Source organism: Flavobacterium sp. 40-81 (assembly GCF_001898245.1).
Classification (GTDB): domain Bacteria; phylum Bacteroidota; class Bacteroidia; order Flavobacteriales; family Flavobacteriaceae; genus Flavobacterium; species Flavobacterium inviolabile.
Genome location: NZ_MKTM01000016.1, coordinates 1 through 11,357 on the forward strand (window position 1 = coordinate 1; position 11,357 = coordinate 11,357).

Here is an 11,357-nt window from a genome sequence, read left to right on the forward strand (position 1 = left end):
GTTAAGCCCGCCTGCGCAGATGGTACTGCAATCCTGTGGGAGAGTATGTCGCCGCCTTTCTTTTGAAAACCCTATCCATAACGGATAGGGTTTTTTGTTTTGAAGAAGTAAGAGAAAAGAAGCAAGAGGTGAGAAGTGAGAGGTGAGAGGTGAGATGAACCGGTTATATAACCTATAAATCCTCCTTTAATAAAAGATATTACGCTATTATAGGGCAAAAAGGATACTGATACTCCACAAAAAAAGCCCTTCTATTGAAGAGCTTTACAATTTTTAATACCTATAATTACCCGTGAATGGTTTCCTGTTTGCCGTATTTGGTGATGATAGAAGTCTCAAATTCAATCCATTCCTGCCATCTTTTGTCTACATCCACTTTTTCCGTATACTTTCTGGCAAAACCTAAAAATGTAGTGTAATGTCCGGCTTCACTAATCATCAGATCCCTGTAAAATGTTGCTAATTTCTGGTCTTTAATGTTCTGCGACAGCACTTTAAAACGTTCGCAGCTTCTCGCTTCAATCATAGCGGAGAACAATAAACGGTCAATTAATGAATCGTTACGGCTGCCGTCTTTCTTTAAGAACTTGTATAATTCATTTACATAATCGTCTTTGCGCTCTCTTCCTAAAGTCAGGCCTTTTTCCTTAATCAGTTCGTGTACCAATTCGAAATGTTCGATTTCTTCCTTTGCAATTTTAAGCATTTCGGTTACCAATTCTTCTTTTTCAGAATTGTTGGTAATGATAGAAATCGCATTGGAGGCAGCTTTCTGCTCACACCAGGCATGGTCGGTCAGGATCTCCTGAATATTGGATTCCACTATATTTACCCATCGTGGGTCTGTTTTTAATTTTAAACCTAACATTGTACTGAATTTTAGATGTAAAAATACAATTTTACTGCGAGAGTCTAAAATGATGTTTCCTTTCAAGTTGCTTATATTTGCATCTTATTGAATGCAAATGGAAAAATCTTTAGTGCTGATTATAGGCTATGTATGGCCGGAACCGAATTCTTCTGCAGCCGGCAGCAGAATGTTGCAGCTGATTGAATTTTTTAAAGCCGAAAAGTATACCGTTGAATTTGCCAGCCCGGCAGCCTATAGCCCTTTTGCTGTTGATTTAAAAGCAATAGGAGTTAAGCAGACGGCTATAACGTTAAATTGTTCCAGTTTTGATGATTATATCCGGGAATTGAACCCTGCCATTGTTTTGTTTGACCGTTTTATGATGGAAGAACAGTTTGGGTGGCGTGTGGCGAAATATTGCCCCGATGCCTTGCGATTGCTGGATACGGAAGATTTACACTGTTTGCGGGAAGCCAGAAGAATTGCCTATAAGCATCAGACTACCGTTGACGCCGGATTATTGCAGTCGGATCTTGCAAAACGGGAAGTCGCCAGTATTTTTCGCTGCGATCTGACCTTTATGATCTCGGAATATGAGATGGAATTGCTAACAGGGACTTTTAAAGTCGATCAGGCATTATTGTTCTATTTACCCTTATTAGTCACTCAAACGGAACTTACAGCCTTTCCAAAGCGGGAGTCTTTTGCGTCCCGGAAAGACTTTGTTTTTATCGGCAACTTTCTGCACGAACCAAACTGGAACTGCGTACAGGTTTTAAAGAAAGAAATCTGGCCCGAACTGCGAAAACAACTACCGGAAGCCGCATTATATATTTACGGAGCTTATCCGTCACAGAAAGTACTGGATTTTAATAATCCCAAAGAACGTTTTTTTGTAAAAGGCAGAGCAGAGAATTCTTTTGAAGTAATTGAAAAGGCAAGGGTTTTACTGGCACCGATCCGCTTTGGCGCCGGAATCAAAGGGAAATTGCTGGATGCTATGGTGTGCGGAACACCATCTGTTACAACAACTACAGGAGCCGAATCGATGTCCGGAGATTTAGAGTGGAACGGTTTTATAGAAGACGATAACAGCCGTTTTATTGCACAGGCAGCTGCCTTGTATGCCAATGAGCAGTTATGGCAGGAAAAGCAAAATAACGGACTGCTACTGTTGCAGGAAAGATACCGGGATGTTTTGTACTGGGAGAGCTTAAAAAACAGGATAACGGATTTGTTGCAGCATGTAAACGAACACCGTCTTGGAAACTTTATCGGTGCCATGTTACAGCATCATTCTTTGCAGAGTACGCATTATATGTCGAAATGGATAGTGGAAAAAAATAAAGACAAGAGCCATTCTTCCGAATAGCTCTTTCTGTTAGGTATTGGTTTCCAAATCTTTGATATAGTCTTCATATTCATAGAAAAAGCGCTCAAAGGCGTCCATATTCTCATAAAAGAAGTCAAAGATTTCCGGCCATGTTGTTTTGTTAAACAGGCTGATTCCCGTTTTTTCCACCCATATTTTACTGATTACTTTTCCGGTATCCAGATGGAAATTGCGTTCCAATATGGCTTCCGGCAGAAAGTCTTCTAATAAAATGGTTTTCAGGGATTCTATCTTTTCAAAATAAATTTTTCTTTTCTCTTCATCTTTGGGTTCTATGTCTAATAGTACCTGAATCTTTTTGTTGTCCACATAAAATTTAAAAGAAAAGTCTTTGATTTTAGTGTCATACAACAACCATTTTCGAGGATAAACACTCGCGAATTCCGTCCAAAATTCCTTCTTAATTTTCTGTGCTTCTTCCTTACTGAACATTTTTTTATTTGAATATTTGTATTAATAAAAGTTTGCCAAGATATTTTTTTGAGGTAACTTTATGATTGTGTTTTTAAAGAAAACTCAAAAAAAAGATGGACTTTCAAGATTTTTTAAAATATATTCCAAAAATAGAAAAAGAAAAACTTCTGGCGTCGGATGCACATATAAAAATGGCACCCCTGGAACGTATTTCTACTCTGAAAGAGGCAAATTACGTTGATAAAAATCCGAGAAGGGCCGCCGTGATGATGTTGTTTTATCCTAAAAACAACAAAACACACCTGGTTTTGATCGTTAGAAACACTTATCCCGGAGTTCATTCTTCACAAATAGCATTTCCGGGCGGAAAAGTGGAACCGGAGGATAAAAATTTAATCCAGACGGCACTACGGGAAACCCACGAAGAAGTCGGTATTGCGCCGCAGAAAATCAAAGTAATAAAGCCTTTTAGCGAAATTTATATCCCACCCAGTAATTTTCTGGTATCGCCGTTTATGGGGATTTCACAGGAAGAATTGTCTTTTGTGCCACAGCTGGAAGAAGTCGCCCAGATTATCGAACTGCCTTTGGCCATGTTCCTTGATGATAACATTATCATCGAGGTAATGATGACCACTTCCTATGCCCAAAACATAAAAGTACCCGCTTTTCAAATCGAAGATCATATCGTCTGGGGTGCCACAGCAATGATGATGAGTGAGCTCAAAGAAACTGTTAAGAATGTAATCTAATCGATTTGTTTTCTGTAAATTTGCAGCTCTTTTTTGAAAACTAAACAGTAAAAAAATGGGATTGTTTAAAAGAAATCCTTTCGGTCATATACTTTTTATTAAAAAATGGCTGATTCGTGTTTTTGGGGCTTTAACCCATAGGCGTTATCGCGGGTTTAATGAACTTCAGATTGACGGATCGGAAATTATCAGGGCATTACCGGATAAGAATGTACTTTTTATCTCCAATCATCAGACGTATTTTGCGGATGTGGTAGCGATGTTTCATGTTTTCAATGCCAGTTTAAAAGGCAGGGAAGACAGTATTAAAAATATCGGATACCTGTGGGAACCCAAACTAAATATTTATTATGTAGCGGCAAAAGAGACCATGCAGGCCGGATTACTGCCAAGGATTTTATCCTATGTGGGAGCAATTACTGTAGAAAGAACCTGGCGTTCTAAAGGTAAAGATGTAGCCGAATCGGAAAAAAAAGATGTCAACCCGAACGATACCGAAAATATTAAGATCGCTTTGGCCGATGGATGGGTAATTACCTTTCCGCAGGGAACAACAAAGTCGTTTAAACCGGTTAGAAAAGGAACAGCACACATTATCAAACAGCATAAACCGGTAGTGGTACCTATCGTTATTGACGGTTTCAGACGTTCTTTTGATAAAAAAGGACTGCGGTTAAAAAAGAAAGGCATTCTGCAATCGTTTATCATCAAGGAACCGTTGGATATTGATTATGAAAACGATACTATAGACGAAATTGTCGCAAAAGTGGAATATGCTATTGAACAGCATCCTTCCTTTTTAAAAGTTATTCCGGTGGAAGAAATTGAAGCCCAGGAAGAACTGAATAAACAAAGACAGTGGGATTATTAAGATATAAAAAGCGGCTTACGATGGTAAGCCACTTTTTTTATAGGTCTATTTTTTTTAGTTCTTCATAATTTTTATACAGTCTTCGGAGTAAAAATCCGTAAAGTAAGCGGTAGAACAACCAGAATAATCCAAAGAGAATGGCAAAGAATATAATGGTAGATCCGATGATTAAAACCCAGAACATAAAACTCTGATCGCTTCCGGAAACCTTATATATCCGGGTAAACTTCTCATCATACATAAAAGACGCAATCATTATCGTGATAAAGATAGTGCCGATCATCGCCAGGTTGTACCAGATATAATACTGTACGGTTTTGCGGGTTTTCAGAATGCTTTTCATTAACGATTTTACATTGTCTGTTGTATTGATGCGTTTAAAATTTATATAGAATAAAAAGATAAACGAAAGAATCACCACATTATTGATAACGGTAAAAATGCTGATTAACGTAGCGATATGATACGACTCTAAAGTCTTCAGATAATTTTCGTCTGCGGTAAAGAAACTGATTACACTCCAGAACAATATCTCCAATATGCTGATAATAAAAATCCATTTCACGATGGAAGAAGACTTCTTATGCAGCATGGCATAGATCTCCTTCTCCGTAATTTTCGGAAAAGCATTTTCATTCTTTTTCCAGTCTTTTTTTAATAAATCTAACTCTTCCATATAGTCATCCTCTCCTTATGGATTTACAATTTTTTTTAATTTTCCTTTAATACGGTTCATCTTTACCCGGGCATTTACTTCGCTGATTCCCAGGGTTTCGGCAATCTCCGTATAATCCTTGTCTTCCAGATACATAAAGACTAAGGCTTTTTCAATATCATTTAATTGATGTACCGCTTTATACAATAATTTAATCTGCTCTTCTTCCTCAAAATTGTAATCCTCGTGATTAAATCGGTGTATTTTATTGTCAAATTCGATAGTATTAACCGTTTTTGTCTTTTTGCGGTATAATGTAATCGCTGTATTCAAAGCGACCCGGTAGGCCCATGTAGTAAATTTTGCTTCTCCGCGAAATTGCGGGAAAGCTTTCCATAACTGAATCGTGATTTCCTGAAACAAATCTTTGTGCGAATCCTCATCAGAAGTATACAGCCGACAAATCTTGTGTATAATATTCTGATGTTCTTCCAATTGGGAAACAAAAGATTGCTCTAAACTCGAATTCATATTGGAATTAGTGTGGTTTTTAAACGAATTGTTACAGGTCTGCCTCTTTTTTATTTTTAAAGATACGAATCAAATTTTTCAGGAATGCTGTGCTGTGAAAAAAATACCGGTATTACTGTTATGGTTTTGATGTGCTTATGATCATTTGATTTTCATAAAACCGTTGTAACGTTCCGTCCGGTTGTGAAAAAGAGTTTCGTTATCGGCAGGAAATAAATGCTGTTGCAGGAACATTTCGGGATGTTTTTGAGGAGAAAAGGAAAGTGCTTAAAGCGAATAAAAACCGCAGGAGTGATAATTAAAGTTTGTAACTTTACGTGTTAAATATGAAAAAAAGAAAATGAATATTCCCCGTTCAAGTTTTCCCAGAATCGTTATTATAGGAGGTGGATTTGCAGGAATTGCATTGGCAAAAAAACTCAGAAACAAAAATGTTCAGGTTGTCCTTTTGGACAAACACAACTATCATACTTTTCAACCGTTGCTGTACCAGGTCGCTACCGGTGGTCTTGAAGCCGGTTCGATAGCCTATCCTATCCGGAAAGTGGTTCAGGAATATGAGAATTTCTATTTCAGGCTGGCGCAGGTAAAAGAGATCGATACGGAACATAAAAAGGTTATTGCCGATATAGGCGATTTATACTACGATTACCTGGTGATTGCCACCGGGTCCAAAACCAATTATTTCGGGAATAAGGAGATTGAGAAAAACAGCATGGCAATGAAAACCATTCCGCAGTCTCTGAATATCCGCAGTCTGATACTGGAAAATTTCGAACAGGCGTTACTGACCAATGATATTAACGAGCGTTTGAGCCTGATGAACTTTGTAATTGTTGGCGGCGGACCAACCGGAGTAGAACTTGCCGGTGCCTTAGCTGAGATGAAGAAAGCCATTTTGCCAAAAGATTACCCGGATCTGGATGTGCGGAAAATGGAAATCAACCTGATCCAGGGATCGAACAAGATTCTGGATGCGATGTCTGCCAAAGCTTCTCAGAAAGCAGAAGACTTTTTAAGAGGACTGGGCGTGAGTATCTGGAAAAATGTAAAGGTGACCAATTATGACGGTAAAACTGTGACAACCAGTTCCGATTTGATTTTTGAATCGGCTACAGTGATCTGGACAGCCGGTGTTAAAGGCGCGGCGATAAAAGGTTTACATGCCGAATCGCTGGTGGACAGGATAGAAAGGATCAAAGTGGATGAATTCAACCAGGTTCACGGATATGAAGATATTTTTGCAATAGGGGATATTGCGATGATGGAAACCGAAAAATACCCGATGGGACACCCGATGATGGCTCAGCCGGCTTTGCAGCAGGGAGCGCTTTTGGCAGATAACCTTGTCAAAAAGATACAGAACCAGAAGCGGAAACCATTTTTGTACCACGATAAAGGTGCGATGGCGACCATCGGCAGGAATAAAGCGGTTGTCGATTTGCCGAAATGGCATTTTAACGGGGTTTTTGCCTGGTTTGTATGGATGTTTGTTCATTTGTTCTCTTTAATCGGATTTAAGAACAAAGCGGTTGTTTTTATGAACTGGGTATACAATTATATCCGTTTCGACAGGGAAGGACGTTTGATTATCCGGCCTTATAAAAAGAAAAGCTCCCAGAGTTTTATTCCGGATGAAATGTAAAATAAAAAAGAGCCGTTTTAAAACGGCTCTTTATCGTTATAATGCTCTCTTTTCGTAATAATTAACCAGCAGGTCCACAAATTTACTGTAGCTTTCCATGCCGTCTTTTTGCTGATTCAGTTTCAGGAAGTTGTCGTAGAAGACTTTAAAAAGCGGTTCCATAATGTTCTGGTGGCTGTCCCAGAAAGCATCGGAATCTTTAAAGTTTTCCAGAACACCGGGACGAATCAATGGCAGAAGTTCTTTGGTCTTTCCTTCTTCTTTCATTTCAATATTGTGCAGGCAGTAGCGAAGCGCATACGTATAACCGGAGTAGTTGAAATAAATATCATCATTATAGATGGAAGCCATATAACCGATAAAATTGGCTTCACTTTCGGAAGCATAGCCAATCTGATGTGCCATTTCATGACAGGTAGTTGTGGCAAAATTAGTTTTCGGGATCAGGTCGTTCACCTGTGCTTCATTGGTAAACGGATTCAGGTAACCGCTAAAACCCATATAGGTGAGCGGTGTGCTGATCAATGACGCTTTAACGGATTTATGATCGTATGCGAAAAATGGAAATGCTTCGCCAAGGTGATGATAGCCGTTCAGTGTTTTTTCAAAGAGTTGTTTTTGAGTATACGGAACGGAAACTTTCAGGCTGTCATTTTTTTCGATCTGCGCGTGAACGGCATTCACTTTGACAATCACTCGTTTGGTAAAATCCATCAACTCTTCCAGCGAATAGTCCTTTTCTATGGCCAGTTTTTTATACAGCGGAACACGATGGTAGTTCACGCCCCAAAGCAGGTTGAACAGAAAATAAAATACAGATACAAATCCAACCAGACTGAGCAGGTTGTCTTTCCAGGCGGTTTTCCAGGACTTGCGCTGTTTCCAAAGCCATTTTAGCAACAGCAGTATTACGATAAAATACAACAGGTCACCAATAGAAAAAGGAATTTTGCCAAAACTGATGCGCAATATCCGGGACAGGAAAGGGTAAAAGCCATTGCTGTAAAAACGTTCTACGAATTCAGAAAAAAAAGAAAGTACTTTTAAAAACAGGATTTGTACCACTAAAAACAGGGGGAGTAACAGCTTTTTATTCATCAGCAAAATTTTTATAAATATAAAAAATGTTAATTTAAGATGCCGTTAATTTTCTTATAGTATATTTGCATTTAATTAGAATAGATAAAAATAACAAAGCAATTGTTCTGGTAATGAAAAAGTTAGAAGCGCCTCAAAAAACAATTTTTTTCTGTGATGGCAGCAAATGCAGCAAAGAGAATAAGCACAATCGCAAAGCCATTCGTTCCTTAGTAAAGGAAGCTGGCTTAAAAGATGAAGTGGCTTTGGTTAAAACCTATTGCACGGATAACTGTAAATGTGCCCCGGTAATTTCCGTTCAGCCGGAAAACCTTTGGTTTGGTGAAGTATCGGAAAAAAAAGCAGTTCAGATTTTTGAAGAACACATTGCCTTACCAGTTTTAAAAATTGCAAAATAACAGCCTTTCCCGCTGTTTTACTCCTCCAAATTAAATCTTCAAAATAAGTTGATTATCGTTTTCCTTGGCTGAAAATCTTTGTAACTTTGGGACTTTCGAATTCGAAAGAACAAACTATAAACTACAAACAGAAAAATAATGAGCCAGGAAGTAAGAAACCTTGAGCCTAAACAGCTTTGGAATAAGTTTGCCGATTTGAATGCTGTACCCCGTCCTTCAAAAAAAGAAGAGCGTGTGATTGCATTTATGATGGATTTCGGTAAAAAACTAGGACTTGAAACGATCAACGACGAAGTTGGTAACGTAATCATCAAAAAACCGGCAACTGCTGGTATGGAAAACAAAAAGACCATTGTAATGCAATCGCATCTGGATATGGTTCACCAAAAAAATAACGACACAAATTTTGATTTCGATACACAGGGAATTGAAATGTATGTTGACGGAGACTGGGTTCGCGCAAAAGGAACTACTCTTGGTGCCGATAACGGACTTGGTGTGGCTACAATCATGGCCATTCTGGAAAGTAACGATATTCCGCATCCGGCAATTGAAGCCTTATTCACGATTGATGAAGAAACGGGTATGACCGGTGCTATGGGATTAAAAGGTGGTTTGCTTGACGGTGAGATCCTTTTAAACCTGGATACGGAAGAAGATGATGAAATCGATATCGGATGTGCCGGTGGTGTAGATGTTACTGCTGTTCGTGAGTATGAAGAGGAAGAAACTCCTGCAGATTCTGTAGGTTATACCATTACGGTAAAAGGACTTAACGGAGGACATTCCGGTATGGATATCGACAAAGGATTAGGAAACGCGAACAAAATCATGAACCGTTTGTTATTTGACGGATTTGAAAACTTCGGTTTACAGGTTGCGGAGATCAACGGTGGTAGTTTGCGTAATGCTATCCCGAGAGAAAGTGTTGCAAAAGTGATTATTTCCCAGATTTATGATGAAGCTTTTGTGTTTGATATGCAGGAAGTGATCGGGGATATCAAAGCGGAATTCAAAACGACAGAACCGAATTTAACGATCGAAATCGTAAAATCGGATCTACCGGCTAAAGTGATGGACTTAGGTGTTCAGGAAGGTCTGGTACGTGCTTTATATACCGCTCATAACGGTGTGTACCGTATGAGTGCCGATATGGCCAATTTAGTGGAAACGTCAAACAATATCGCTCGTGTAATTGTTAAGGAAGGAAAAATCACCATCCAGTGTTTAACCCGTTCTTCTGTGGAAACGTCAAAATTCGATTTAGCAAATGCATTGCGTTCGGCTTTTGAATTGATTGGCTGTGAAGTTAATTTTGCAGGTTCTTACCCGGGATGGACACCAAACGTGAATTCTCCTATTCTGGATGTATTAACAGCCATTTACGAAAAACAAAACGGTTCCAAACCACATGTGGTAGCATGCCATGCCGGATTGGAATGTGGTATTCTGGGAACAAATTACCCGGATATGGATATGATTTCTTTCGGACCGACCATCAAAGGAGCGCATAGCCCGGATGAAAGAGCATCTATCGCTTCTGCACAGAAGTACTGGAAATTCGTATTGGAGATTTTACAAAATATCCCATCGAAAAACTAAAAGAGGAGCATTACTAATAAAAAGCCGGGAAAATTTTCCCGGCTTTTTCATTTTAAAACAGTTTTAGGGTATTGCCGGTCTTCTGAAATCATTTAAAAATACCTTCCCGGTTACACTGTTTTTTATCTGAAAAAAATCGTTACTTTTAACCAGAAAAAAATGTAAACCACGGAAAAACAAGGTTATGAAAGAGAATTTTAAATATTTCGTGAAACTTTCGTCCATCGGCGCGGCAAGTTTAATCAAGATAAATTTACTGGGAATATTTTCAACGGTAATTGTTGCTATAATTGGAGCTGTGTTTTTGTTCAAAAATATAGATCCCGGACATTCCGCACACGTTAGCCCGATTCCGTTTCTGGCCTTACTTTTTGCAGCAAGACCTGTTGGCTCTATCCTGTGGTTAATCAGTACTTTCGGAAGTCCCTGGCTTTTCATTTTCTTTGGAAATAAATATACAATTAAGAAAGTAGCCAATAAGCTGATAACAGACAAATCCGAAAGTTTAATACATCCGCTTCTGGACAAAGTGCTGCAAAAATTTCATAAAAACCAACCGCAAATCGTTCGAAGTGCCGGTGATTATTCAATGACTAAAATGCGGATTATCCACGAAATTAAAAATGACCAGAGCGAGAATAAATGGCTTCGGAAAATCTTAGTTTTTGCGATGAAAAAAGTTAATATGGATGATATCGATTTTAATCAGGAAAATTTGAACTTCTATGAAATAATCAAGGTAAAAACCATTCAAACTTTGGAAAGCATCACAAAACCAAGTCGGAATACCATTTGGATCCTTTTGACTATCCAATGGGCTATTGTGCTATTTATTGCCTTAACCAATCTTTAAGTTAATTTCAACCGGCAGTACCGTTATATTTTTTAAAACGAAATGTCTTCAAACAATATTAAAAGCTCCGTTTCGGGGCTTTTTCTTTTTAAAAACAGCTTTATGATACTGTTATTTTTCCGGAATCATTTCGCTGTATCGTTATAAATTCCCTCCCGATTACACCCTTTTTTATCCAAAAAGAGGTACTTATATACGCAAATATACTCAACTCCTGATTTTTATGCCAATCCATAATTGTTATTTCAATAAAAATTACAAGATTCGCAGTTCCAAAACGTATCACTATGAAAAT

General features: G+C 38.4%; 12 protein-coding genes. 7 read left to right on the top strand and 5 right to left on the bottom strand.

The genetic code is table 11. The annotated features are described in order from the left end of the window. Positions 1-286: 286 nt before the first annotated feature. On the bottom strand, positions 287-868 hold the full coding sequence (locus BGO42_RS05310) for a MiaE family protein (RefSeq protein ID WP_177733206.1): 582 nt from the start codon (positions 866-868) through the stop codon (positions 287-289). A gap of 97 nt (positions 869-965) precedes the next feature. On the opposite strand from BGO42_RS05310, the gene BGO42_RS05315 reads away from it, so the two are divergent. Continuing rightward, positions 966-2,222: a glycosyltransferase family 4 protein gene (locus tag BGO42_RS05315; protein WP_337955173.1), complete on the top strand. Its 1,257-nt coding sequence runs from the start codon at positions 966-968 to the stop codon at positions 2,220-2,222. A gap of 9 nt (positions 2,223-2,231) precedes the next feature. Here BGO42_RS05315 and BGO42_RS05320 read toward each other — a convergent pair whose 3' ends face one another. Next, positions 2,232-2,675, bottom strand: coding sequence for a DUF4268 domain-containing protein (locus BGO42_RS05320; protein ID WP_177733210.1), 444 nt, complete (start codon positions 2,673-2,675; stop codon positions 2,232-2,234). Positions 2,676-2,770: 95 nt separating this feature from the next. Between BGO42_RS05320 and BGO42_RS05325 the strand changes: the two genes are divergently transcribed. After that, the gene (locus tag BGO42_RS05325) at positions 2,771-3,409 is read left to right on the top strand and encodes an NUDIX hydrolase (RefSeq protein ID WP_177733212.1); all 639 of its coding nucleotides are present in this window, start codon (positions 2,771-2,773) and stop codon (positions 3,407-3,409) included. A 55-nt stretch (positions 3,410-3,464) separates the two neighbouring features. Then, positions 3,465-4,280 (top strand): lysophospholipid acyltransferase family protein, encoded by an 816-nt coding sequence (locus tag BGO42_RS05330; protein ID WP_177733214.1) that lies wholly within the window; start codon positions 3,465-3,467, stop codon positions 4,278-4,280. A 37-nt stretch (positions 4,281-4,317) separates the two neighbouring features. Here the strand turns inward: BGO42_RS05330 and BGO42_RS05335 are convergent, their stop codons facing one another. After that, entirely contained in the window at positions 4,318-4,956 is a 639-nt protein-coding gene (locus BGO42_RS05335; protein WP_273243526.1) for a DUF8845 family protein, read from the bottom strand. A 15-nt stretch (positions 4,957-4,971) separates the two neighbouring features. Further along, on the bottom strand, positions 4,972-5,466 hold the full coding sequence (locus BGO42_RS05340) for an RNA polymerase sigma factor (protein WP_177733218.1): 495 nt from the start codon (positions 5,464-5,466) through the stop codon (positions 4,972-4,974). 340 nt (positions 5,467-5,806) lie between these two features. On the opposite strand from BGO42_RS05340, the gene BGO42_RS05345 reads away from it, so the two are divergent. Continuing rightward, the gene (locus tag BGO42_RS05345) at positions 5,807-7,111 is read left to right on the top strand and encodes an NAD(P)/FAD-dependent oxidoreductase (RefSeq protein ID WP_273243527.1); all 1,305 of its coding nucleotides are present in this window, start codon (positions 5,807-5,809) and stop codon (positions 7,109-7,111) included. 36 nt (positions 7,112-7,147) lie between these two features. On the opposite strand, the gene BGO42_RS05350 is transcribed toward BGO42_RS05345, so the two are convergent. Beyond that, positions 7,148-8,209, bottom strand: coding sequence for a DUF3810 domain-containing protein (locus BGO42_RS05350; RefSeq protein WP_273243528.1), 1,062 nt, complete (start codon positions 8,207-8,209; stop codon positions 7,148-7,150). A gap of 113 nt (positions 8,210-8,322) precedes the next feature. On the opposite strand from BGO42_RS05350, the gene BGO42_RS05355 reads away from it, so the two are divergent. From BGO42_RS05355 to BGO42_RS05365, 3 genes are all read left to right on the top strand, one after another. Then, positions 8,323-8,607, top strand: a complete 285-nt coding sequence (locus BGO42_RS05355) for a (2Fe-2S) ferredoxin domain-containing protein (protein WP_177733224.1) — start codon at positions 8,323-8,325, stop codon at positions 8,605-8,607. Positions 8,608-8,745: 138 nt separating this feature from the next. Beyond that, positions 8,746-10,209: an aminoacyl-histidine dipeptidase gene (locus tag BGO42_RS05360; RefSeq protein ID WP_177733226.1), complete on the top strand. Its 1,464-nt coding sequence runs from the start codon at positions 8,746-8,748 to the stop codon at positions 10,207-10,209. 184 nt (positions 10,210-10,393) lie between these two features. Continuing rightward, on the top strand, positions 10,394-11,062 hold the full coding sequence (locus tag BGO42_RS05365) for a hypothetical protein (protein ID WP_273243529.1): 669 nt from the start codon (positions 10,394-10,396) through the stop codon (positions 11,060-11,062). Positions 11,063-11,357 lie beyond the last annotated feature (295 nt).

Coding starts and splice junctions, on each gene's coding strand:
- BGO42_RS05310 (WP_177733206.1), bottom strand. CDS start 868: ATGTTAGGTTTAAAATTAAAAACAGACCCACGATGGGTAAATATAGTG.
- BGO42_RS05355 (WP_177733224.1), top strand. CDS start 8,323: ATGAAAAAGTTAGAAGCGCCTCAAAAAACAATTTTTTTCTGTGATGGC.
- BGO42_RS05315 (WP_337955173.1), top strand. CDS start 966: ATGGAAAAATCTTTAGTGCTGATTATAGGCTATGTATGGCCGGAACCG.
- BGO42_RS05365 (WP_273243529.1), top strand. CDS start 10,394: ATGAAAGAGAATTTTAAATATTTCGTGAAACTTTCGTCCATCGGCGCG.
- BGO42_RS05320 (WP_177733210.1), bottom strand. CDS start 2,675: ATGTTCAGTAAGGAAGAAGCACAGAAAATTAAGAAGGAATTTTGGACG.
- BGO42_RS05340 (WP_177733218.1), bottom strand. CDS start 5,466: ATGAATTCGAGTTTAGAGCAATCTTTTGTTTCCCAATTGGAAGAACAT.
- BGO42_RS05325 (WP_177733212.1), top strand. CDS start 2,771: ATGGACTTTCAAGATTTTTTAAAATATATTCCAAAAATAGAAAAAGAA.
- BGO42_RS05335 (WP_273243526.1), bottom strand. CDS start 4,956: ATGGAAGAGTTAGATTTATTAAAAAAAGACTGGAAAAAGAATGAAAAT.
- BGO42_RS05330 (WP_177733214.1), top strand. CDS start 3,465: ATGGGATTGTTTAAAAGAAATCCTTTCGGTCATATACTTTTTATTAAA.
- BGO42_RS05345 (WP_273243527.1), top strand. CDS start 5,807: ATGAATATTCCCCGTTCAAGTTTTCCCAGAATCGTTATTATAGGAGGT.
- BGO42_RS05350 (WP_273243528.1), bottom strand. CDS start 8,209: ATGAATAAAAAGCTGTTACTCCCCCTGTTTTTAGTGGTACAAATCCTG.
- BGO42_RS05360 (WP_177733226.1), top strand. CDS start 8,746: ATGAGCCAGGAAGTAAGAAACCTTGAGCCTAAACAGCTTTGGAATAAG.